A 22676-nucleotide genomic window follows, 5' to 3' on the forward strand; every position below is an offset into this window, starting at 1 on the left:
TCAACCTCTGATTCAAGTGCGCAGGTCACGACAACCCAGCGCGCATGGGGCGAGACGCCCCGCTTGTTGGTCCGCCCGCTTTCAGCGGTCGGTGGGGGCGCCGATAACGACTACTGATTTACCCATCTGAAAATCTCTGCTCAAGAACTCAAGACGCGAGGGAAAGCCTTGCCAGCCGCACCCCCGGAGGCGCGCCGCCTCCAGGAACTGCTTGGGTCAACGATTGCCAAGCCGCAGCAGTTCGTTGACGTCGGCCGAGAAACCGGTCGCCGGCCGTGCTGCGCCGATGTCGTCGAAACGGCCGCCGCGCGCCACTTCGCGGCCGTGGCCAGGCACGAAGGCGGCGAACACCAGGCCAGTCTGGTAGCGATAGCCACGCAGTTCGGCGAGATCGATGTGCAACGGTGATGCATTGTCGAGTGCCGCAAGATGCGCCGCCGCCTGTTCCAGCGCCGACAAGGCATCGGCGATCTGTGGATCGCTGACATCGAGTGTCTGCCGCGCGCGTTGCAGCACGCTGACATCGCCGTTCAGCTCCATCAGTGCCGACAAGCCACTGGCCGCTTTGACCGGCAGCTGACGGGCCGCAGCGAAGTCGCGCAGGTCCGGCTGTGACTTGCGCTGCAGGATGTCGAACACGGCGGTCTCGTCGTCTTCATCAAGCTTCAGGCGCGCGGCCAGCGCGCGATAGATGCCGACGTGGCCGAGATCGATGTGGGCGTCGCCGATGCCGGCGAGACGCAGGGTGTCGAGCATCAGCCGGAGGATTTCGAGATCCGCCGACAGGCTCGCTTCGCCGAACACTTCGCAACCCACCTGCCGTGGCGCGCGCGAGCCGCCGAGGCTGTCCGGCCGCGTGCGCAGCACGGTGCCGAGGTAGCAGAGGCGTACCACCGGCACCTCTGCGAAGTGGCGCGCGGCGATCCGCGTGGCCTGCGGCGTCATGTCGGCACGCAGGCCGAGCAGACGGCCACCGACTGGATCAGTCAGCTTGAAGGTCTGATCTTCGAGATCGCTGCCGGCACCGCTGAGCAGGGTGTCGAGATGCTCGATCAGCGGCGGCAGGATCAGCTCGTAGGACTGCGAGCGGTAATGGTCGAGCAGCGCACGGCGCAGGCTTTCGACCCGCCACGCGGTATTGGGCAGCGCTTCTTCGACGCCGTCCGGCAACATCCAGAGTCTGGTCACGACAGGGTCACGCCAAGAAAAAGTTGAAGGAACGCCAGCAGGCGTCCCCGTGAATCAATTGCAGGGACTGCCGCCATCACACACGGGGACAGACGTGGCGGCAGCCGGCAATCACTTGCCTTCGCTCTGCTTCAGGTACTTGAAGAACTCGCCCTTCGGCTCGATGACCATGACGTCCTTCTGATCACGGAAGGCGTCGCGATAAGCGTTCAGCGCGCGGTAGAACGCGTAGAACTCCTGATCCGAACCGTAGGCCTTGGCCGAGATCTCGGCAGTCTTGGCATCGCCCTCGCCTCTGAGCTTTTCAGCTTCACGGTAGGCATCGGCGATCGTGGTCAGCGCGCTGCGATCAGCTTCGGCCTTGATCTTCTCGGACTCTTCGAAGCCGCGGGCACGCAGATCGGAGGCCACCCGCGTGCGTTCGGCGCGCATCCGTTCGTAGACCGAATCACTGACCGCGCGCGGCAGGTTGATGCTCTTGATGCGTACATCGATCAGCTCGATGCCCAGTTCCTTGACGCGCGACGATGCGGTCTTCTCCAGCGCGGCCATGATCTCGCCTCGCTCGCCAGAGATCGCCTGCTGGATCGTGCGGCTGCCGAACTCGGCGCGCAGGCCCGGGTTGATGATCGTCGCCAGGCGGTTCTCGGCGACCAGATCCTGTCCACCGGTGGCGCGGTAGTAGTTGATGACGTCGGCGATGCGCCACTTGACGTAGAAATCGACCTCGACGTTCTTCTTCTCGACAGTCAGGAAGGTTTCGGTCTGGTTGTCCAGAGTCAGCACGCGGCTGTCGAACTTCTTGACCGATTCGATCATCGGCAGCTTGAAATGCAGGCCGGGCTGGTAGTCCGCGCCCTGCACTTCGCCGAACTTGAACAGCAGTGCCTTTTCGCGCTGATCGACGACGTAGATGCTGTTCAGCAGCAGCAGCAGGGCGGCGAAGACGCCCGCCAGAATCAGTGATTGCCGGTTGCTCATGGGGATCGTTGTCCTGGCTTTATCAGCGCGCGCGGTCGCGCGAACGCGCGGCGTCGTCGGCGCTATTGCGGGTCGGCGAGTTGCGCGACGACGCGCTGGCGTTGAAATCGGAAGGCTGCGAGTCGGCGTTCTTCTGGGCGTTCTTCAGCAACTGCTCCAGTGGCAGATAGAACGCCGGGTTGCCCTTGTCGATGTCGATCAGCACCTTGCTGCTGCCGGCGTAGACCTCGGACATGGCGTCGAAGTACATGCGCTTGCGGGTGATCTGCGGCGCCTTCTGATACTCCTCGACCAGCGCCGAGAAACGGGCTGCGTCACCCTGGGCACGGGCCACGGTCTGATCGCGGTAGGCAGTGGCTTCGGCGATGCGGCGGGCCGCTTCACCGCGGGCACGCGGCAGGCGATCGTTGGCGTAGGCCTCGGCTTCGTTCTGCACACGTTCCTTGTCTTCACGCGCCTTGATCGCATCGGCGAAGGCAGCCTGCACCTGCTCGGGCGGCTGCGCCTGCTGCAGATTCACTTCGGTGACGATCAGGCCGGTCTTGTAGTCGTTCAGGCGTTCCTGCAGACCGATCTTGATCTGATCGGCGACCGCCTGGCGGCCATCGGTCAGGATGAAATCCATCGTCGACCGGCCGACCACTTCGCGCGAGGCGGCCTTGGTCGCCTGTTGCAGGGTCTTGTCCGGCGAAGCGACGTTGAACAGGTATTCCTCGGCCGAGGACACGCGGTACTGCACCGACAGTTCGAGATCGACGATGTTCTCGTCCTGGGTCAGCATGGTCGCCCGGTCGGTGACCTGGCGAACCTGCGTGAACGGCAGTTTCTCGACCCGCTCGAACGGCCAGTAGGCCCAGTGCGGACCCGGCTCGGTGGTGCCGGCATAGGCGCCGAAGCGGGTGATCACCGCGCGCTCCTGCTCTTCCACCGTGTAGAAGCTCTGGTAGGCGACGAACAGCAGCACCAGCACGACGATGACGCCGGCTGCACCTGGCGGCATCTGGGTCGGTGTGCCACTACCCGGCGTACGGCCGGCACCGCCACGGCCGAACCACTTGGCCTTGATGCGCTTCAGCAGCGCGTCCAGATCTGGGGGGCCTTCACTGCCGCGCTTGCCGCCGGAATTCGAATTCCACGGATCGCGACCGCCGGGTCCCGGCTCATTCCAAGCCATCAGGTGAAGCTCCAGTGAGGCAGGTTAGTGGCCCTGGAGGCCGCCCGCCATTTGATAAGAAGGTGTCGGTCGAAACTGCGATCGATACCAATATTTTAGTGCACAGCCGGGTCTTGGCGCGGCGGCAGCTCGATACCGGCTTCCCGACACAGACGCTGCAGGCGCGAGTACGGCAGACGAACGACGAGATGCGAACTGCCTTCCTCGTCGATGGTTTCCGAAAGCACGCAATGAAGCTGGAACAACTGGGCGCGAAGTTTCGCTGCATTCACCGGCAGCACGATCTCTTCATCACCGAGATCCGGATACAGCCGCGCGGCGATTGCCGTCCGCAGCAGATCAATGCCTTCGCCGCTGCGTGCCGACAGGAACACGCGCTGCGGAATGCCTTCGGCATCGCATTCGATACGGGCTTCTTCGCCTTCGCGCAGATCGATCTTGTTGAACACCTGCAGACGCGGCACTTCGTCGGCACCGATCTCGGCAAGCACGGCTTCGACCTGCTCGATGCGCGCGCCGCGCTCGGAATCGCCGGCGTCGATGACATGCACCAGCAGTTCGGCTTCGCGCGATTCCTCGAGCGTGGCGCGGAACGCGGCGATCAGGTCATGCGGCAGGTCGCGGATGAAGCCGACGGTATCGGCCAGCACCGCGGTCTCGCCACTCGGCAGCGCAACCTTGCGCATCGTCGTGTCGAGCGTCGCGAACAACTGGTTCGAGGCGAATGCAGCGTCGCCAGTCAGCACGTTGAACAAGGTCGATTTGCCGGCATTGGTGTAGCCGACCAGCGATACCGTCGGAATCTCCGACTTGGCGCGACCCTGACGATTCTGGGCACGGCGACTCTTCACCGTTTCGAGCTGCTTCTTTAGCGTGTCCATGCGGCCACGCAGCAGACGGCGATCGATTTCGAGCTGGGTTTCACCAGGACCGCCACGCAGGCCGATACCGCCCTTCTGGCGTTCAAGATGAGACCAGCCACGGACCAGACGGGTCGCCATGTGATTCAGGCGCGCCAGTTCCACCTGCAGCTTGCCTTCGTGCGAACGGGCACGGCGAGCGAAGATGTCGAGGATCAGGCCGGCACGGTTGATCACCCGGCACTCGAAGCGCTTTTCCAGATTGCGTTCCTGGCTCGGGGACAGATCGTGATTGAAGACGATCAGTTCGGCACCGGCGACCTTCGCCGTCACCGCGATCTCGTCGACCTTGCCGCTGCCGGCGTAGGTGCCGGCATCGGGACGATCACGTTTGCCGCCAATCACGCCGACGACGTCGAGGCCAGCCGAACGCGCGAGTTCGATGAACTCGGCACGGTCGGCATCAAAGTCGGTGCCCGAAAACTCCAGATGAACCAGAACGGTTTTCTGAGGTTTGGCTTGCGCGCCTGCCGCCGTCTGGTCGGCAGTCGCGTACGGCGGTGGATTGTTGGTCAAACGCCGGCCGGTTGGGTGTCGTCGCCGTCACCGTTGGGGAGGCGCACCGAGCGCGCCGGCACGATCGTCGAGATCGCGTGCTTGTAGACCATCTGGCTGACCGTGTTCTTCAGCAGCACCACGAACTGATCGAAGGATTCGATCTGACCCTGAAGCTTGATGCCGTTGACGAGATAAATCGAAACCGGAATCCGCTCCTTGCGCAGTTCATTGAGAAATGGCTCCTGCAGAGTCTGTCCTTTTGACATGTCAGCTACCTTTTTTGAATTTTTTGGACGGCGCCCGGCAACACGCCATTAATCGAAAGTTTAACACTGAACCTTGACTCGATACCCCGGATCACTCCAGAAGCCAAGGCAACTCAGCGCTTCCCCAGTGTTTGGCTCGATCCGACCGCATTCAAGACCCCGGCCAGCGCCACAGGTTCCTGTTTGTCTTCGTCAATCTCGAGTCGGGTCCAGCTGCGATCGCTGCGCAGCCAGGTCATCTGTCGCTTGGCGAATTGCCGGGTCGCGATCACGCCACGCTTCACAGCTTCGGCGAGGCTGTAATCGCCGTCGAGATGACTCCATATCTGCCGATAGCCGACCGCTCGCATCGACGGCAGATCGAGATGCAGATCGCCGCGTGAACGCAGACGCGCGACCTCGTCGACGAAACCGGCGTCGATCATCTGCTGGAAGCGTGCAGCGATGCGTGCATCGAACTGTGCCTTCTCCGGCGGCATCACCGCGAAGCGCAGCACCGTGCCCGACACACCGGCGCCGGCAGTGGGCTCGGCATGCCAGGCCGAGGCCGGACGACCACTGAGTGCGTGGATCTCCAGCGCGCGCTGCACCCGCTGACTGTCGTTCGGATGCAGACGTGCCGCAGTCACCGGATCGACTTTCGCGAGCCGCGTGTGCTGCGCGTCGACGCCGCTGCGCAGACGCTCGGCCTCCAGTTCCAGACGCAGTGCCGCATCGGCCGGCGGCAGATCGTTCAGGCCTTCGAACAAGGCGCGGTGATAGAGCAAGGTGCCGCCGACCAGCACCGGAATCCGGCCACGCTGGCGAATATCGGCAATGGCCGCTTTGGCGTCGTCGGCGAAACGCGCAGCCGAGTAAGGCTCGGCGGGATCGAGGATGTCGATCAGGTGATGGCGGACCCGCGCCTGAGCTTCCAGATCGGGCTTGGCACTGCCGATGTCCATGCCGCGATAGATCTGCGCGGAATCGACGCTGACGATCTCGCCGCCCTCCGGCAGCGCCTGGCAGAGGGCCATCGCCAGACCACTCTTGCCGGCCGCCGTCGGGCCGCTGATGGCAACGACCGGCAGGCGGACAGCGGCTTCGGAGAGTTCGGCAGGCTCGATCACGCGGCGGAGTCTAGCCCGCCGCGTGAGGCCGGAGCTTCAGAAACGCCAGCCGAGATTGATCTGCACCACCGGATAGAACTTGAAGTCTTTGACGTCGTCGGCGAGGTTCACCGTTTCCTCGCTCAGCGCGTTCTGCACGACGGCATCGGTGGAAAGATCGACATTGGTGCGCGTGGTGCCGTCGGCATCGGTCACGTCGGCAATGCCGGAAGCGCGCAAGCTTGGTTTGGGGCGGCCTTGAAACAGCACGCCAGCATCGAAGCCGATGTAGAACGGCAGGCCGCCCATCGGATTGGTGAAGCCGAGGCCGAGATACGGCGAGAAATTCTTGAAGCCGAGATCGCCGTTGACCCGGGCCTCGTCGCCGGTGATCTGCAGATCGCCGACATCGCAGGTCTCCGGGCAACTCGCCTTCAGCTTGACCTTGTTGCCGTTGCCGACCAGACCCGCCGACAGGCGCGGGCCTTTGGTGAATGGATAGACATCGACGAAGGCGCCGGCCGTGAACAGCTTGAGCTTGCCGTTGTAGTCGATGCCGTCCTTGTCGAAGGAATGCGAGAAGCTCAGGCCCTGCACCTGGGCGCGGACATTCAGGAACGGCAGGATCGAGGTAGTGATCTGCCCGCCGAGGCCGGCCGTGCCGCCGGTGACGCCGACCGCGACATCGGGCAGGAACGGCAGCGCCTGGGTACTGAACGACGCTACGGCGAGCAGGCTGGCAAGCGCGACGGGAACGATCTTCTTCATGGCGGTTTCCTGTTCTACATTCGGGTTGGTGGAAGCTGGGGCGCGACGATCACGATCCTGGCTGCGGCTTGATCCTGCTCGGCGCTGACGATGCAGTCCTCACGGACTTGCATCCGACTTCAAACCGATTCGAATCGGAACGGTTTTCCGTCGTCGCGCCGCTGACGGCGGCAACAAAACCGCTGCTGCGGCCGCGTCTTGCAGTTCCTGCACCACACAGCCTCGCCGCCCGGGACCTTTGCCCATACCGCCGTCTTCGGCGACCTCCTATAACCATCGCCTGCCCTGGCTGGCAGCTCAGCCGTGTGAACGAGACGACTCGACAGCGCCGCGGCGGCCAGACCCCGGCCACGTTGGAGTTGCCATGTCCTCTGCAGTTTCTGTGTTGATGGTCCCGATGGGTCGATCCCGGGTTTCGGTGCGCGCGGTGCTGGCGGCGGCCGCGCTCGGCGCGATCGCGCTGGTCTGGCTGATGGCCGCACTCGCAAGCTTGAGCGTGCAGCGCGCCAGCGATCATCTCGGCGATGCCCGCAATTCCTACGAACAGTTGGCGATCATCAATCGCCTGGAAGCCGAGTTCGGCCGCCTGCTACTGGCCGAGATGGAAGCCCTCGCCAGCCCCGGCACAGTGAACGAACTGCCGGAGCCGGACCGCGCAGCGGTCGAAGCGCTGTTCCGCCGCCTGCTGGTGCTGATCGACGAAGAGTTCGATCGCCACGGCGCCACTCGCGACGACCGGGTCCGCGAGATTCGCAACGCCGAAGCGATGCGCGCGATGTTCGCGCAGCTGCATCGGCATCTCGACCAGCCGGCCAACGCCAGCCGGCGCAGCGATCCGGCCGCCGCCGTGCGCGCGTTCTTCGAGGACACGGTCAGAGCCGATACGGCACGCATCGATCGTCTGGTGCGCGTGGTCTCTGCCGATGAAGCCGAGGAAGTCGAACAGACCCTGGCCGACATGCAGCGCCTGCGTCAGCGGCTGGCCTGGGGCACGCCGCTGGCGGGTCTGGTCGCAGCCCTGGGCGCCGTGCTGTCGATGGTCATGATCCACGCGCTGATCATGCGCCCGGTGCGCAAGCTGCACGACGGCGTGCAGCGCTTCGCCGCTGGCGATCTGAACCATCGCATCGACGTGCCGCGGCCGCTGGAGATTGCCGATCTCGCCAGCCAGTGCAATGCCATGGCGCAAAAGCTCGCCGAGCAGCAGGAGCGGCTGACCCGGGTCAACGAGGAACTCGAACAGACGGTGCGCGAGCGCACCCGGCAACTCGAGGAATCCAGCGAGCGCCTGCGCGCCATCGATGCCAGCCGGCGGCTGTTCTTCTCGAAGATCAGCCACGAACTGCGCACGCCGGTCACCGTGCTGATGGGCGAAGCCGAAGTGGCGCTGCGCGGCCGCGATGACGATCCCGAGCTTTATCGAACGGCGCTGCAGCACATCCACGCCACCAGCGGCTATCTGCGGCGACGGCTCAACGATCTGATCGGCCTGGCGCGCTCGGAAGACGGCCGGGTGCAGATCGAACGCGAGCGCATCAGCCTGCGCGACTGCCTGCGCGAAGCGACCACCGTTGCCGAAGCCTATGCGCGCTCCAGCAGCGTCATCCTCGAAGCGGAAACTGGACGCCTCCCGGCGATCGTCGACGGCGATGCCAGCTGGATCCGCCAGGCAATCCTGGCGCTGATCGACAACGCGGTGAAGTTCTCGCCGCCGGATGGCCGGGTGGTCGCGCGGCTCGACAGCAGCGCCGCCGGCCACGCCATGGAGATCGCCGACCAGGGGCCCGGCATCTCGGCGGAAATGCTGCCGAAGGTCTTCGATCCCTACTACCAGACCCATGACGGCCGCGAACGCGGCGGGGCCGGCCTCGGCCTTGCCGTGGCCCGCTGGGTGATGGAACAGCACGGAGGTGTGATTTCCGCGCGCAACGCCTACGACGGCGGGCTGATCGTCCGCATGGAGTTTTCAGCATGAGCACCGGGATGGGTTCGAGCCTCAACAACAGTGTGCTGCTGGTCGAGGACGATCCGGGCATCGGCCGCTTCGTCACCCGCGGTCTGGCTGCCGAGGGCTTCAGCGTGCAATGGCTGCGCGGCATCGGCGGCGTGCCGCGGCAACTGGCCGGTGCCGATTACGCGGTGCTGATCCTCGATCTGATGCTGCCCGATGGCGACGGCTGCTCGCTGGCCCGCTATCTGCGCGACGCCGGCCAGATGATTCCGATCCTGATGCTCACCGCACGCGATTCGCTCGACGAGAAGCTCGACGGCTTCCGCAACGGTGCCGACGACTACCTCAGCAAGCCGTTCGCATTCGATGAACTGCTGGCAAGAGTCAAGGTACTGGCGCGGCGCGGTTCGGCAGGCCCGGAGCGTAGTCATCAGGTAGTCGCCGATCTGGCGATCGACGTTCGCGCCCGCGAAGTGAGCTGCGCCGGCCGGGTGATCAACCTGACCCGCCGCGAGTTCGAGTTGCTGCTCTATCTCGCCCGCCATGCCGGCGAAGTGGTCAGCCGCGAACGGATTCTCTACGGCGCCTGGGGCAACAACGCCGATCTCACCACCAACACCGTCGACGTCTATCTCGGCTATCTGCGTCGCAAGCTGAAAGCGCACGGCAGTGAGACCGAGATCGTCACCGTGCGGGGCCAGGGCTGCCGGATCGGCCTTGCCCCAAGCGCCGGACAAGATCCCGGACACGAAGCTGCACCCGAAGCCTGAGAAGCCTCTCAGGCCAATCTCAGGACAAGCTCAGATCGCCCTTCCTACAGTCACCGTGCCCGACGGCAACAAGCCTTGCGGCGCCACGATAAAAAATTCAGGAGGAGCGACATGACGGACAACCTCAAGACCCGACGCCTTTGGCGACGGGTCACGGCAGCCTCGGCAGCAAGCCTGTTCGCAATGGCCGCTGCCGGTCCCGCGCTAGCCGACAAGGCGGTGACTTGGGACGACATCCAGAACGACCAGGCCACCACCGACAACGTGCTGATGTACGGCTTCGGCGTGAAGGCCCAGCGCTACAGCCCGGCCGAGAAGATCAATGCGACGAACGTCGCCGCGATGGTGCCGAAATGGTCGTTCTCGTTCGGCGACGAAAAGCAGCGCGGCCAGGAAAGTCAGGCGCTGCTCCATGACGGCGTCATCTACGTCACCGGTTCGTACTCGCGGATGTTCGCGCTCGATGCCAAGACCGGCAAACGCCTCTGGGCCTATTCGCATCGCCTGCCGGACGACATCCGTCCGTGCTGCGACGTGGTCAACCGCGGCGCCGCGATCTTCGGCGACAAGGTCTACATGGGCACGCTCGACGCCGGCCTGGTGGCGCTCAACGCCAAGACCGGAAAAGTCGCCTGGTTCGAGAAGTTCGAAGACCACACCGCCGGCTACACGATGACTGGCGCGCCGACCATCATCAAGGATCAGAAGAGCGGCAAGATGTTGCTGATCCACGGCTCCTCGGGCGATGAGTTCGGCGTCGTCGGCCGCCTGTACGCGCGCGATCCGGAAACCGGCAAGGAAGTCTGGATGCGGCCGTTGGTCGAAGGTCATCGCGGCCGCCTGAATGGTGCCGATTCGAGCTACACCGGCGATCCGAAAGCGCCGAGCTGGCCGAACGAGAAGGATGGCAAGACCAAGGTCGAAGCCTGGCATCACGGCGGCGGCGCGCCCTGGCAGTCGGCGGCGTTCGACATCAAGACCAATACCATCATCATCGGCACCGGCAACCCGGCGCCGTGGAACACCTGGAAGCGCACGCCGGGCGATTCGCTGTACACCTCCGGCCAGGTCTACATCGACCCGTCGAACGGCGAGCCGGTGGGTTTCTTCCAGCACACGCCGAACGATGCCTGGGACTTCTCCGGCAACAACGAAATCATCCTGTTCGACCTCGAGAAGGACGGCAAGAAGATCCGCGCCGGCGCCCACGCCGATCGCAACGGTTTCTTCTTCGTCACCGATACCGACAAGCTCACCGAGCGCGGCGGCAAGATCAACAGGCCGACCTCGCTGCTCGGCGCCTACCCGTTCGTGCCGGACATCTCCTGGGCCAAGGGCTTCGATCTGAAGACCGGACGGCCGATCGAGAATCCGGGCCAGCGTCCGCCGCAGCCGGAAGAAGGCCAGGACAAGGGCAAGACCATCCAGGTCACGCCGAACTTCCTCGGCGGCAAGAACTGGAATCCGATGTCGTACAGCCCGGAGACCGGCCTGTTCTACATCGGCTCCAACGACTGGAGCGAGGACTATTGGACCGAGAACATCACCTACAAGAAAGGTGCTGCGTATCTGGGCCAGGGCTTCCGCATCAAGCGCAAGTTCGAAGACCACGTCGGCGTGCTCCGGGCGATGGACCCGAAGACCGGCCGGATCGTCTGGGAAGCGAAGGAACCGCTGCCGCTGTGGTCCGGCACCCTGGCGACCAAGGGCAATCTGGTATTCACCGGCACCAGTGACGGCTACTTCAAGGCCTTCGACGCCAAGAGCGGCAAGGAGCTGTGGAAGTTCCAGACCGGCTCCGGCGTGGTGTCCTGCCCGATCACCTGGGAAGACGGCGGCAAGCAGTACCTCGGCGTGGCCTCCGGTTACGGCGGCGCAGTGCCGCTCTGGGGTGGCGACATGGCCGACCTGACCAAGCCGGTCTCGCAGGGCGGCTCGTTCTGGGTCTTCGAGCTGCCGCAGGCCGTGGCCGATGCGGAGAACGCGAAAGCTGTCGCCACTGCCAACTGAGCATCTCCTCAAGCAGACCGCTGCGGACTTCGAGCCGCAGCGGCTGCAACAGCTCCTCTAGGCAAGGTTGTGACCTTCTCTAGATTCGGCCGGCAATCCGCACTGCGGCTTGCCGGCTGACTTTTTTCAGCCGCAGTTTTTGTCTGGAACTCCGCCATGACCTTCCCCGTTGCCGTACTCCGCGCTGGCCTGCTGCTGGCCGCTGCGATCGCTGTACCGGCTGCTGCCGTCGACATCATCGTCAACAGCATCGAACGCCCCGATCCCTGGGTCATCAACGGCTGCCTGATCGCCCCGAAGAGCGACTGCCCCGGCGTCGACCTGCGTCATGCCGATCTGCGCCATGCCAACCTCGAAGGCGCGAATCTGAGCGGCGCCAATCTCGCCCGGGCCGACCTGCGTCACGCCAATCTCAATGCTGCGAAGCTCGATGGCGCCAACCTCGACGGCGCTCGCCTCGAGATCGCTTTCATGGGCGGCGTGAAACTGCGCGGCGCTAGCTTGCGCGGCGCCGATCTGCGCTTCGTGCGCATGGCCAAGGCCGATCTCAGAAATGCCGACCTGACCGCCGCGACCCTGGAAAAGGCGATGGTCAAAGGCGCGAATTTCGACGGTGCCAAGCTCGTCAACGCCGATCTGCAGGAAACCAAGTTCTACGAAGCCAACCTCAGCAACGCCGTGATGGATGGCACGCTGATCCGCTTCGCGATCTTTCAGGATGCCCTCATGGAAGGCTGCAGCGGCTGCCCGCAAAGCTGGCAGACCGGCAGCAAGGCCTGGGAAGAAGCTCAGACGAAACGCGCACCGTGAACGTCCGCGCGCTGGCGCTGCTGCCGGCACTGCTGATCACCACTGCAGCAACCAGCAGCATCGATATCCCGAACGAGTTGCAGCAATGCCGAAGGCTGAGCGATCACGAACAACGGCTGGCCTGCTTCGATGTGCTGGCGTTCCGCCATTCGCCACCGCGCTTCGCGGGCCGCCATGGCGCCACCACCGAAGCCTTCGTCACCACCGGTCCGCAACGTCTGCGCTATCAGAGCGATGGCGCGATCTTCGTCATGTATCTGCGTGATGCCGAGGGTGGCGTGCTGCAGAACATCACGCTGCCTGGCGGCGGCGAGGACAGCTATCGGATCGACAAGGCCGGCACTTATTCGCTGCAGATCAGCGGCAGCGAAACCTGGCGTATCTGGATCGATCCGCCTTGAGCGTGGGCAGCGCCCAAGCTTGGATCAGTGCCGCGCGGCCATCGCCAGATCGGCATTGACGACCAGGAAGAAGGTTTCTTCCCGACGGACCATGCCCAGGGTTTCACGGGCATGGGTTTCGATCGCTGCACCACCGGCACGGAGGTCTTCGACCTCCGCTTCCAGCGCTGCATTGCGCAGCCGCAGGCGACCATTGTCGGCTTCGCGCGCCGCTACCGCGGCGCGCTGCTTGCCGGTTTCATAAACACCGCCGTCGCCAATCCAGAACCGATACTGCAGGCCCGCCAGCATCAGTCCCAGAACAGCGATGGCGATGCTGCGCGTCATCCGCCGACGATCACGGGGAACGCGCCCGCACCCGGGTAACGGGCACGCGAGCCGAGCTGACGCTCGATGCGCAGCAGCTGGTTGTACTTGGCCATGCGATCGGAACGGCACAGCGAGCCGGTCTTGATCTGGGTGGCGGCAGTGCCAACGGCGATATCGGCAATGGTCGCGTCCTCGGTCTCGCCGGAGCGATGCGAGACGACGGCCGAGTAATCCGCTTCGGTCGCCATGCGGATCGCCGCCAGCGTTTCGCTGAGTGTGCCGATCTGATTCGGCTTGATCAGGATCGAATTGCCGACGCCGCGCAGGATGCCTTCGGCGAGGATCTTGGTGTTGGTGACGAACAGATCGTCGCCAACCAGCTGAACCTTGGCGCCGAGCTTCTCGGTCAGCAGGCCCCAGCCCTTCCAGTCGCCTTCGGCACAGCCGTCTTCGACCGAAATGATCGGATAGCGATCACACAAGCCGGCGAGGTAGTCGGTGAACTGGTCGGCGGTGAACTGCTTGCCCTCGCTTTCCAGGTGGTACTTGCCCTTCTTGAAGAACTCGCTGGACGCGACATCGAGGCCGAGGAACACGTCGACACCCGGCTTGTAGCCGGCCATCGAGATCGCTTCCATCAGCACCGCGAGCGCAGCTTCGTTCGATTCGAGGTTCGGCGCGAAGCCGCCTTCGTCACCGACGGCCGTGTTCAGCTTGCGGCTGTGCAGCACCTTCTTCAGCGTGTGGAAGATCTCGGCACCGGTGCGCAGCGCTTCGGAGAAGCTGGTCGCGCCGACCGGCAGGATCATGAATTCCTGGATGTCGACGTTGTTGTCGGCATGCGCGCCACCGTTGATGACGTTCATCATCGGCACCGGCAAGGTATCGGCCTGCAGACCGCCGAGGTGGCGATACAGCGGCTGGTCGTTCTCGGCAGCGGCGGCGTGAGCAGCTGCCAGCGACACGGCGAGAATCGCGTTGGCGCCGAGGCGCGACTTGTTCTCGGTGCCATCGAGCGCGATCAGCGCGGCATCGAGGCCGGCCTGATCTTGGGCGTCGCGGCCCTTCACGCACTTGGCGATTTCTGTCTCGGCATTCTTGACCGCTTTCAGCACGCCCTTGCCGAAATAGCGCTTCTTGTCACCGTCACGAAGTTCGACGGCTTCGCGGCTGCCGGTCGAAGCACCGCTCGGGGATGCCGCACGTCCGGAGAAGCCGGTCTCGAGAAAAACCTCGGCCTCCACCGTCGGATTGCCGCGTGAGTCAATGATTTCCCGGGCCAGCACGCGGACAATCTCGGACATCCAGTATTCCTCTTGAGTGGTTGCAGTTTGCCGAATTCTACGTCGCGCGTCGGCGTACCGCCATGAACGGGCCGATCATTGGGACAAGCCACCGACAGAACGGTCACGGAATGCCCCATGAAAACGAAAAAGCCGGGCTTCGAGCCCGGCTTTCGTCTGCTTGAGGCAGCTGACTCAGCTGCTGCTCAGGCGCGACTCCAGCAGCGGCTTGCGCTTGACCAGACGATCGAGCTCGACCAGCGTTTCCAGCAGATCGGCCATCTCCGACAGCGGCAAGGAGTTCGGGCCATCGCACAGCGCTTCATCCGGCTTCGGATGGGTTTCCATGAACATGCCGGAGACACCGGCACCGACGGCAGCGCGCGCCAGCACTGGAATCATTTCGCGCATGCCACCGCTGGCCGTGCCCAGCCCGCCCGGCAACTGCACGGTATGAGTGGCATCGAAAACCACCGGCGCGAACTTGCGCATGATCGACAGGCCACGCATGTCGGCAACCAGATTGTTGTAGCCGAACGAGAAGCCGCGCTCGCACAACAAGTACTGATGCGGCGCCACGTCGGTCATCTTGTCGATGACGTTGCCCATTTCCCAGGGCGACATGAACTGGCCTTTCTTGACGTTGATCGGCCGGCCGGTCTTGGCCACGCTCTGCATGAAGTTGGTCTGCCGGCACAGGAAGGCCGGCGTCTGGATCACGTCGATGACGGAAGCCACTTCGCCCAGCGGCGTGTCTTCATGGACATCGGTCAACACCGGCACGCCGACCTTGGCTTTGACGGTCTCCATGATCTTCAGGCCTTCGGCAATGCCCGGGCCGCGATAGCTGCGACCGGAGCTGCGATTGGCCTTGTCGAACGAGCCCTTGAACACGTACAGGATGCCGAGGCGATCGGTGATCGCCTTGATCGTCGATGCCACTTCCAGCGCCAGATCCAGCGATTCCAGCGTATCCGGGCCAGCGATCAGGAACAGCGGTTGATCGATGCCGACATCACGTCCACAAAGTTTCATCACGCCACCTCGGGCTGACTGGTCGCCTGATGAGCCAGACGCTGCTCGCGCGCTGCGCGGATGAAACCTTCGAACAGCGGATGACCATCACGCGGCGTCGAGGTGAATTCCGGATGGAACTGACAGCCGATGAACCAGGGATGCTCGGGCAGTTCGAGCATCTCGACCAGTTCGCCATCTTCCGAAGTACCCGCGATCTTCATGCCGCGCGCAGTCAAGGTATCGCGGTAATTGTTGTTGAACTCGAAGCGGTGACGATGGCGTTCGCCGATCAGTTCCGCGTTGTACAGCGCCCGCGAACGGCTGCCTGCCACCAGACGGCAAGTCTGGATGCCAAGGCGCATGGTGCCGCCGAGGTTGGAGTTCTCGCTGCGCGTCTCGATGCGGCCGGTGACGTCCTTCCACTCGGTGACCAGCGCGATGATCGGATGCGGCGACGCCGGCGCGAATTCGGTGGAGTGCGCGCCTTCCAGGCCGCAGACATTGCGTGCGTACTCGATCGCCGCCACCTGCATGCCGAGGCAGATGCCGAGATACGGAATGCGGTTCTCGCGGGCGTGGCGTGCAGCTTCGATCTTGCCTTCGATGCCGCGCTCGCCGAAGCCGCCGGGGACCAGGATCGCGTCCGCACCCTGCAACACCGACAGGCCCTGGCTTTCGACGGTTTCCGATTCGATGAAACGGATCTTGACCCGCGTCTTGGTATGCAGGCCGGCGTGGTACAGCGCTTCGTTCAGCGACTTGTAGGCATCGGCGAGATCGACGTACTTGCCGACCATCGCCACCTGCACTTCAACGTCCTGCTCGGCGCGGGCGTTGACCACCCGCTCCCAGGCGCTGAGATCGGCCGGACGGCACTGCAGGCCGAAATGCTCGACGACCAGATCGTCGAAGCCCTGCTGATGCAGCCAGCCGGGAATCTTGTAGATGTCGTCGAGATCGACGGCCGAAATCACCGCGCGATACGGCACGTTGGTAAACAGCGCGATCTTGCGCTTCTCGCCCTCGGGCATCGGCTTTTCCGAGCGGCACAGCAGCACGTCGGCCTGGATGCCGATCGAACGCAGTTCCTTGATCGAATGCTGGGTCGGCTTGGTCTTCAGTTCGCCCGAAGACTTCACGTACGGCAGCAGGGTCAGATGCACGAACATCGCGTGCTTGTGGCCGAGCTCGGCGCCCATCTGGCGAATCGCTTCGAGGAACGGCAGCGATTCGATGTCGCCCACCGTGCCACCGATCTCGACCAGGCAGATGTCGGCACCGCGGGCGCCGTCACGGATACGGTTCTGGATTTCGTCGGTGATGTGCGGAATCACCTGCACGGTGCGACCGAGGTAATCGCCACGGCGCTCCTTCTCGAGCACGTGGCGGTAGATCTGGCCGGTGGTCACGTTCGACAGGCGGCTGGTCTTGCCGCGCAGGAAGCGTTCGTAGTGGCCGAGGTCGAGATCGGTCTCGGCGCCGTCCTGTGTGACGTACACTTCGCCGTGCTGGAACGGGCTCATGGTGCCCGGGTCGACGTTGATGTACGGATCGAGCTTGATCATCGACACCGTCAGGCCACGCGATTCGAGAATCGCGCCCAGGCTCGCCGCAGCGATGCCCTTGCCGAGCGACGACACGACGCCGCCGGTGACGAAAATGAAGCGGGTCTGACCAGCCACGAGGACTGGGGCCTGGGTAACGTCGGGCATGAGCGAGGCGGGCTGCGGGTTTCGCGGATTTTACGGGCAATCGCGCGACAGCGGCGTGCCATCGAGCGCCAGCGGACTGCGCAGGCCGGCAAAATCGTGCCGCCAGAAACCCTGCCAGCCTTGTGCAACAAGGCTTTCCCGCCACTCGCGCGTGGCGCCGATTCCGGGCATGCAAAGTGCCCCGTCAGCTGCCTCGATCACCGGAATGCGCGCACGCAGCCACGGCGCCACGCCCAGTTCCTGAAACCGGTTGCGCAAGGTCCGCGCATGCGGTGCGCCATCGGCGCGGAAAGCTTCACCCGGTTGCGCGCTTCTGAGCTTGAGTGGAACTGGCGGCGGCCGGTTGGCTACGAGCACGCCGCCGGCGCCCGGCAGCTGGAAATGCATTTCCGTCGACCACAGGCCCCAGTCGCCTGACACCGGTGCCGCCGGCAAGGGCGTCATCGCATGCAGCTGATCGCGATAGCGGCGCAACTCGCAGCCGGGCCAGGCATGACGCGGCGTGGCCTCCGGGCCGGGCCTGAGCAACTGCGCGTCGATGAGATCGAGATGATCGGCGAACGGCGCGCGAAAACCCCGCTCGTGCAGCCACCAGCGGATCAGGTTGTGGCGCCGGGCTGTGGTCAGCATCAGCAGTCGCGATACCGACAGCGCCGCACCCTGAGCAGCCTGCAGGTGATCTTCCGCCGCCCGCTCGTCGAGCAGGTCTGCCGCTTCGGCAGCGAGCCTCGCAGCGCGGGCCAGGCTCGGATCGGTCTGCGCGAAGCGTGTGCGCAGGCCGGGCATCACCTCGCGGCGCAGCCAGCTGCGGGCATAGCGCGGATCATCGTTGTGCGGATCATCGATCCAGCGCAGGCCGTGCCGATCGGCATAGGCGCGCAAGCCAGCCCGCGGCTGATCGAGCAGCGGCCGCCACAGCTGACCGGGCGCAAACGCGGTCAGCGGCCGCATCGCGGCGAGGCCGTGAACACCGGCCCCACGCAGCAGGCGCAGCAGCACGGTTTCGGCCTGATCATCGCGATGATGCGCGGTGACCAGCAGATCGTTCGGCTGCATCTGCGCGCGCAGCAAGGCATAGCGCGCCTCGCGGGCAGCGCCTTCGGGACCGGCGGCATCGTCGCCGGCAATCGTGGCCCGGCACAGGATCATCGGCACGCCGAGCGACTTGCAGAAAGCAGCGCAATCGCCCGCCCAGCCATCAGCCGCTGCCTGCAGGCCGTGGTGAACGTGGACCGCGACCAGTTCCTGCAGGCCGCGCTGCGCCAGCGCATGCAGCAGCACGGTCGAATCGAGTCCACCGCTGTAGGCGACCAGCACTCGCGCACCAGCAGCCCGTTCAGGCGGCGGCGGGATCAGCTCGGAAGTGGGTCGGGACGACATGCAGGCAGTTTACGGATGCAGGCTTTGCAGAAACGACCAGAAACGACAAGGCCCGCCGTAGCGGGCCTCGAAGGGCGACAAGCTGCGGTGGCTACGCGATCAGGCCGCGGCGACTGAAGACTGGGCGACCTCGCCCGGCTCCTCGTAGGTGCCGTAGGTCATCAGACGGCCGTAGCGGTCGGACAGCAGGCGGGTCATCGGCACGCGGCAGAGGCGCTCGACGTGATGAACGATGCGCTCCTTCAGAGTCGCCATCATCAGCACCGGATCGCGGTGGGCGCCGCCATGCGGCTCCGGCACGATCTCGTCGACCAGCTTGAACTCGATCAGATCCTTGGCGGTGACGCGCATCGCTTCGGCGGCTTCCTTGGCGCGCTCGGCCTTCTTGAACAGGATCGAGGCGCAGCCTTCCGGCGAGATCACCGAGTAGATGCCGTACTGAAGCATCATCACGTGATCGGCCACGCCGATTGCCAGCGCACCACCGGAACCGCCTTCGCCAGTCACCGTGGCGACGATCGGCGCGCGCAGCTTGGACAGTTCGAACAGGTTGCGGGCGATCGCTTCCGACTGGTTGCGTTCTTCGGCGCCGATGCCCGGATAAGCACCCGGCGTATCGATGAAGGTGACGATCGGCAGATTGAATTTTTCGGCGAGCTTCATGATCCGCAGCGCCTTGCGGTAGCCCTCGGGACGCGGCATGCCGAAGTTGCGATAGACGCGCTCCTTGGCATCGCGGCCTTTCTGCTCGCCGATCACGACGACCGCGCGGCCTTCGAGGCGGGCGACGCCGCAGACCATCGCCGGATCATCGGCGTAATGGCGATCACCGTGCAGCTCTTCCCACTCGGTGAAGACGCCGTGCACGTAATCGAGCGCGTAAGGGCGCTGCGGATGACGGGCAAGCTGGGCGATCTGCCAGGGCGTGAGGTTCGCGAAGATCGACTTGGTCTGCTCGCCGATCTTCGCTTCCAGCCGCGAAATCTCGTCGGTGAGATTCAGGTCGCTGCCGCCGGTCATGAAGCGCAGCTCTTCGATTTTCTTCTGGAGATCGGCAATCGGCTGCTCGAAATCCAGGTACGTCATGTTATTCGCCATCGTCGTATTCTGCCCTAGACCTCTGGTTGCTTGAAACCGGGGCGACCCAGCGTCGATATTCGGCCTTCACACATTCCGCGCCGAGCAGGCGTTTCAGCTCCGTCTCGGCAGCCGTTTCAAACTTCAAACGCCAAGCGGTGCCCCAATCGAGCACGGCCCGCGCCGTGCCGTTCCAGTATTCCACGGAAACCGCCGCACCATTCGGGCCACGCCACGGCGCCAGGCGCTGCGGCAGCGCCGCGACGGCAATCGACGGCTTTTTCCAGGTCAGGGTCACGCGCTCGGTGCGCTCGCGCAGCAGCGAGTCGAGATCGTAGAAGCTCTTCGCCGACAGCCGATATTCGAGCTCCCGGCCTTCGCGCTGCGAGGCGCTGATCGAGCCAGTGGCGAAGATCAGCGTGTCCGGCTTGAGCAGGGTCTGGAAGCGCTGCCAGTCCTGGAAATCGAGCCAGCAGACCAGCTGCGCGGTGCGGTCATCAAGGATCAGGATCTTGCCCGGACGATCGCCCATGATGGTGCGGATGTCGGTCAGCCAGCCGGCCAGCATCACCTGCTTGCGATAGCCGCGACGGCGCGGCGCTGGGGCGCCCTCTTCGTCATCGCCACCGCCACCCGTGTTGCTACCGAAATCGGGCGGCGGACCCGCCTCGTCGATCAGCGTCTTGATGTTGCCCGAACAGACTTGCTCGATCAGCGTGCGATAGGCCTCGACCGGATGGCCGGACAGATACAGACCGAGCACCTTCTTCTCGACCGACAGGCGCTCGTTCGGCTCCCAGTCGGCTTCCAGCTCGGCGGCCACGGTGCCGGTGTTCGAGGCATCGGCTGGCGCGCCGAGCCCGAACAGATCGGCGATGCCGGCACCAGCCGAAGCGGCAGTCTGCTCGGCCAGTTGCAGCGCCTTCGGCAGGGTCTTCATCAGGCTCGGGCGATTGAGCTGGAAGCAGTCCATGGCACCGGCGCCGATCAGCGCTTCGAGCACCCGGCGATTGGCTTTCCGGGTGTCGATGCGGCGGCAGAAATCGAACAGATCGAGAAAAGTGCCCTGGCTGCGGCGCTCGTTGATGATGCCGTCGATCGCGCCCTCGCCCGCGCCTTTCACCGCGCCAAGGCCGTAGACGATGGCACCGGCGGCGTTGACCGTGAACCGGTACTCGGACGAGTTCACGTCCGGCGGCAGCACGGTCAGCTTCATGCGCCGGCATTCTTCGAGCATCACCACCACGGTATCGGTGTGGCTCATTTCCGCCGACATCACCGCCGCCATGAACTGCGCCGGGTAATGCGCCTTCAGCCACGCGGTCTGGTACGAGACCAGCGCGTAGGCCGCGGCATGCGACTTGTTGAAGCCGTAGCCGGCGAACTTCTCCATCAGATCGAAGACCTTCGACGCGGTGTCGGCGTCGATGCCCCGCTCGGCAGCGCCCTTCTCGAAGATGCTGCGCTGCTGGGCCATCTCCTCGGGCTTTTTCTTGCCCATCGCGCGGCGCAGCATGTCGGCGCCGCCGAGCGTATAGCCCGCCAGCACCTGCGCCATCTGCATCACCTGCTCCTGGTAGACGAAGTTGCCGTAGGTGGGCTTGAGCACGCCCTCCATGTCCGGATGCAGGTAGGTGACTTCCTCGGTGCCGTGCTTGCGCCGGCAGTACTGCGGAATCAGGTCCATCGGGCCGGGGCGGTACAGCGAGATCAGCGCGATGATGTCCTCGAAGCAATCCGGCTTGAGGTCCACCGAAGCGCGCTGCATGCCCTGCGATTCCATCTGGAACACCGCCGTGGTCTGGCCTTCGGCGTACAGCTTGTAAGCCTCGCGATCGGTCAGCGGCAGGCTCAGGATGTCGAGCTTCTTGTCCGGCCAGCGCGCATTGATCTGCTGCACGGCGGATTCGATGATGGTCAGCGTCCGCAGGCCGAGGAAGTCGAACTTGACCAGCCCGACGGTCTCGCAGTCCTTCATGTCGAACTGGGTGCGCAGGCCAGCACCGCCGGCTTCGCAGAACATCGGCGTGTACTCGGTCAGCGGCAGTGGCGCGATGACCACACCACCGGCGTGGATGCCGACGCCACGGGTCAGATCTTCCAGCGCCATGCCGAGATCGATGATCTCGCGCAGGTCTTCCTCGGCGTCGTAGGCGGCTTTCAACTCCGACACTTCGACCAAGGCATGTTCGAGCGACGAACGCCCGGCCTTTTCGGCGTCGGCCTTGAACGCTGGCGCGCCGGGAATCAGCTTGGCGATGCGGTCGCCGAGACCGTACGGCAGGCCCATGACCCGAGTCACATCGCGAACCACGGCGCGCGCCGCCATCGAGCCGTAGGTGATGATCTGGCTGACCCGTTCGCGGCCGTATTTCTCGGCGACGTAGGCGATCACCCGGTCGCGGCCTTCGATGCAGAAATCGACGTCGAAATCCGGCAGCGATACGCGCTCCGGATTCAGGAAGCGCTCGAACAGCAGGTTGTACGGCAGCGGATCGAGATCGGTGATGCCGATCGCATAGGCGACCAGCGAACCGGCGCCCGAGCCGCGACCAGGGCCGACCGGCACGCCGTTGCTCTTGCCCCAGCGAATGAAATCGGCCACCACCAGGAAGTAGCCGACGAAGCCCATGCGCTCGATCACGCCCAGCTCGAAATCGAGCCGCTGCTGATACTCCTCGACCGGCTTGAACGCACCCTGATGCGCGAAGCGATGCTCCAGGCCTTCCTGCGCAGTCTTGCGCAGGTATCCGGGCACCGTGAAGCCTTCCGGCACCGGATAGTCCGGCAGATGGTTGATGCCGAAGCTGAGGCTCAGGGTGCAGCGGCGAGCAATCTCCAGCGTGTTCTCGACCGCTTCGGGCAGATCGGCGAACAGCTCGATCATTTCCTCGGCCGACTTCAGGTATTGATCCGGCGTGTACTCGCGGGGCCGGCGATCATCGTTGATGACCCGGCCCTGGTTGATGCAGACGCGCGCCTCGTGGGCATCGAAATCGCCGCGTTCGAGAAAGCGCACCTCGTTGCTGGCGACCACCGGCAGGCCGGTATCGCGGGCGAAGCTGACCGCCGC

19 protein-coding genes are annotated in these 22676 nt (G+C 64.5%); 5 read left to right on the forward strand and 14 right to left on the reverse strand.

Annotated features, from left to right (window positions below; translation table 11 throughout):
* Nucleotides 1–216: 216 nt before the first annotated feature.
* The 7 genes from Q0D45_RS11885 to Q0D45_RS11915 all read right to left on the reverse strand — a co-directional run bounded on the left by Q0D45_RS11885 (nucleotide 217) and on the right by Q0D45_RS11915 (nucleotide 6883).
* Nucleotides 217–1188: an ATP phosphoribosyltransferase regulatory subunit gene (locus Q0D45_RS11885; RefSeq protein ID WP_293393057.1), complete on the reverse strand. Its 972-nt coding sequence runs from the start codon at nucleotides 1186–1188 to the stop codon at nucleotides 217–219.
* 111 nt (nucleotides 1189–1299) lie between these two features.
* Nucleotides 1300–2169 (reverse strand): protease modulator HflC, encoded by an 870-nt coding sequence (gene hflC / locus Q0D45_RS11890; RefSeq protein ID WP_293393059.1) that lies wholly within the window; start codon nucleotides 2167–2169, stop codon nucleotides 1300–1302.
* Between the two features lie 22 nt (nucleotides 2170–2191).
* On the reverse strand, nucleotides 2192–3343 hold the full coding sequence (gene hflK, locus Q0D45_RS11895) for an FtsH protease activity modulator HflK (protein ID WP_293393061.1): 1152 nt from the start codon (nucleotides 3341–3343) through the stop codon (nucleotides 2192–2194).
* Between the two features lie 95 nt (nucleotides 3344–3438).
* Nucleotides 3439–4701: a ribosome rescue GTPase HflX gene (hflX, locus tag Q0D45_RS11900; RefSeq protein ID WP_366946430.1), complete on the reverse strand. Its 1263-nt coding sequence runs from the start codon at nucleotides 4699–4701 to the stop codon at nucleotides 3439–3441.
* A gap of 74 nt (nucleotides 4702–4775) precedes the next feature.
* Nucleotides 4776–5027, reverse strand: a complete 252-nt coding sequence (gene hfq / locus Q0D45_RS11905; protein WP_022975379.1) for an RNA chaperone Hfq — start codon at nucleotides 5025–5027, stop codon at nucleotides 4776–4778.
* Nucleotides 5028–5140: 113 nt separating this feature from the next.
* Nucleotides 5141–6136 (reverse strand): tRNA (adenosine(37)-N6)-dimethylallyltransferase MiaA, encoded by a 996-nt coding sequence (gene miaA, locus Q0D45_RS11910; protein WP_293393067.1) that lies wholly within the window; start codon nucleotides 6134–6136, stop codon nucleotides 5141–5143.
* A 36-nt stretch (nucleotides 6137–6172) separates the two neighbouring features.
* A complete protein-coding gene (locus tag Q0D45_RS11915) occupies nucleotides 6173–6883 on the reverse strand; it encodes a hypothetical protein (RefSeq protein WP_293393069.1) in 711 nt (236 codons plus the stop codon).
* Nucleotides 6884–7280: 397 nt separating this feature from the next.
* Between Q0D45_RS11915 and Q0D45_RS11920 the strand changes: the two genes are divergently transcribed.
* The 5 genes from Q0D45_RS11920 to Q0D45_RS11940 all read left to right on the forward strand — a co-directional run bounded on the left by Q0D45_RS11920 (nucleotide 7281) and on the right by Q0D45_RS11940 (nucleotide 12825).
* Nucleotides 7281–8858: a HAMP domain-containing sensor histidine kinase gene (locus Q0D45_RS11920; protein ID WP_293393071.1), complete on the forward strand. Its 1578-nt coding sequence runs from the start codon at nucleotides 7281–7283 to the stop codon at nucleotides 8856–8858.
* Nucleotides 8855–9604: a response regulator transcription factor gene (locus tag Q0D45_RS11925; RefSeq protein ID WP_293393073.1), complete on the forward strand. Its 750-nt coding sequence runs from the start codon at nucleotides 8855–8857 to the stop codon at nucleotides 9602–9604. Before Q0D45_RS11920 ends, Q0D45_RS11925 begins: the two co-directional genes overlap by 4 nt.
* A 183-nt stretch (nucleotides 9605–9787) precedes the next feature.
* Nucleotides 9788–11614 carry a methanol/ethanol family PQQ-dependent dehydrogenase gene (locus Q0D45_RS11930; protein ID WP_366946431.1) on the forward strand — a complete coding sequence of 609 codons (1827 nt, stop codon included), beginning with the start codon at nucleotides 9788–9790 and terminating at the stop codon, nucleotides 11612–11614.
* Between the two features lie 156 nt (nucleotides 11615–11770).
* Nucleotides 11771–12424, forward strand: a complete 654-nt coding sequence (locus Q0D45_RS11935) for a pentapeptide repeat-containing protein (protein WP_293393075.1) — start codon at nucleotides 11771–11773, stop codon at nucleotides 12422–12424.
* A complete protein-coding gene (locus tag Q0D45_RS11940; protein WP_293393077.1) occupies nucleotides 12421–12825 on the forward strand; it encodes a hypothetical protein in 405 nt (134 codons plus the stop codon). Before Q0D45_RS11935 ends, Q0D45_RS11940 begins: the two co-directional genes overlap by 4 nt.
* Nucleotides 12826–12849: 24 nt before the next feature.
* Here Q0D45_RS11940 and Q0D45_RS11945 read toward each other — a convergent pair whose 3' ends face one another.
* The 7 genes from Q0D45_RS11945 to dnaE all read right to left on the reverse strand — a co-directional run.
* Nucleotides 12850–13152, reverse strand: a complete 303-nt coding sequence (locus Q0D45_RS11945) for a septum formation initiator family protein (RefSeq protein ID WP_293393079.1) — start codon at nucleotides 13150–13152, stop codon at nucleotides 12850–12852.
* Nucleotides 13149–14438 (reverse strand): phosphopyruvate hydratase, encoded by a 1290-nt coding sequence (gene eno / locus Q0D45_RS11950; RefSeq protein ID WP_293393081.1) that lies wholly within the window; start codon nucleotides 14436–14438, stop codon nucleotides 13149–13151. Before eno ends, Q0D45_RS11945 begins: the two co-directional genes overlap by 4 nt.
* A gap of 174 nt (nucleotides 14439–14612) precedes the next feature.
* Nucleotides 14613–15452: a 3-deoxy-8-phosphooctulonate synthase gene (gene kdsA / locus Q0D45_RS11955; protein WP_293393083.1), complete on the reverse strand. Its 840-nt coding sequence runs from the start codon at nucleotides 15450–15452 to the stop codon at nucleotides 14613–14615.
* The gene (locus tag Q0D45_RS11960) at nucleotides 15452–17146 is read right to left on the reverse strand and encodes a CTP synthase (RefSeq protein WP_366946429.1); all 1695 of its coding nucleotides are present in this window, start codon (nucleotides 17144–17146) and stop codon (nucleotides 15452–15454) included. Before Q0D45_RS11960 ends, kdsA begins: the two co-directional genes overlap by 1 nt.
* Before the next feature lie 30 nt (nucleotides 17147–17176).
* Complete coding sequence (gene tilS / locus Q0D45_RS11965) at nucleotides 17177–18526, reverse strand: tRNA lysidine(34) synthetase TilS (RefSeq protein WP_293393087.1); 1350 nt, start codon at nucleotides 18524–18526, stop codon at nucleotides 17177–17179.
* A 99-nt stretch (nucleotides 18527–18625) separates the two neighbouring features.
* Nucleotides 18626–19612 carry an acetyl-CoA carboxylase carboxyltransferase subunit alpha gene (locus Q0D45_RS11970; protein WP_051144343.1) on the reverse strand — a complete coding sequence of 329 codons (987 nt, stop codon included), beginning with the start codon at nucleotides 19610–19612 and terminating at the stop codon, nucleotides 18626–18628.
* Nucleotide 19613: 1 nt separating this feature from the next.
* A partial coding sequence (gene dnaE / locus Q0D45_RS11975; protein WP_293393090.1) for a DNA polymerase III subunit alpha occupies nucleotides 19614–22676 on the reverse strand: 3063 nt, incomplete at its 5' end.

The sequence above is a fragment of the Nevskia sp. genome (genome assembly GCF_023266035.1).
In the GTDB taxonomy this organism is placed as follows: Bacteria; Pseudomonadota; Gammaproteobacteria; order Nevskiales; family Nevskiaceae; genus Nevskia.

Coding starts and splice junctions, on each gene's coding strand:
- Q0D45_RS11925 (WP_293393073.1), top strand. CDS start 8,855: ATGAGCACCGGGATGGGTTCGAGCCTCAACAACAGTGTGCTGCTGGTC.
- hflK (WP_293393061.1), bottom strand. CDS start 3,343: ATGGCTTGGAATGAGCCGGGACCCGGCGGTCGCGATCCGTGGAATTCG.
- hfq (WP_022975379.1), bottom strand. CDS start 5,027: ATGTCAAAAGGACAGACTCTGCAGGAGCCATTTCTCAATGAACTGCGC.
- Q0D45_RS11960 (WP_366946429.1), bottom strand. CDS start 17,146: ATGCCCGACGTTACCCAGGCCCCAGTCCTCGTGGCTGGTCAGACCCGC.
- Q0D45_RS11945 (WP_293393079.1), bottom strand. CDS start 13,152: ATGACGCGCAGCATCGCCATCGCTGTTCTGGGACTGATGCTGGCGGGC.
- Q0D45_RS11930 (WP_366946431.1), top strand. CDS start 9,788: ATGGCCGCTGCCGGTCCCGCGCTAGCCGACAAGGCGGTGACTTGGGAC.
- kdsA (WP_293393083.1), bottom strand. CDS start 15,452: ATGAAACTTTGTGGACGTGATGTCGGCATCGATCAACCGCTGTTCCTG.
- Q0D45_RS11935 (WP_293393075.1), top strand. CDS start 11,771: ATGACCTTCCCCGTTGCCGTACTCCGCGCTGGCCTGCTGCTGGCCGCT.
- Q0D45_RS11970 (WP_051144343.1), bottom strand. CDS start 19,612: ATGACGTACCTGGATTTCGAGCAGCCGATTGCCGATCTCCAGAAGAAA.
- Q0D45_RS11915 (WP_293393069.1), bottom strand. CDS start 6,883: ATGAAGAAGATCGTTCCCGTCGCGCTTGCCAGCCTGCTCGCCGTAGCG.
- Q0D45_RS11920 (WP_293393071.1), top strand. CDS start 7,281: ATGGGTCGATCCCGGGTTTCGGTGCGCGCGGTGCTGGCGGCGGCCGCG.
- eno (WP_293393081.1), bottom strand. CDS start 14,438: ATGTCCGAGATTGTCCGCGTGCTGGCCCGGGAAATCATTGACTCACGC.
- hflC (WP_293393059.1), bottom strand. CDS start 2,169: ATGAGCAACCGGCAATCACTGATTCTGGCGGGCGTCTTCGCCGCCCTG.
- tilS (WP_293393087.1), bottom strand. CDS start 18,526: ATGTCGTCCCGACCCACTTCCGAGCTGATCCCGCCGCCGCCTGAACGG.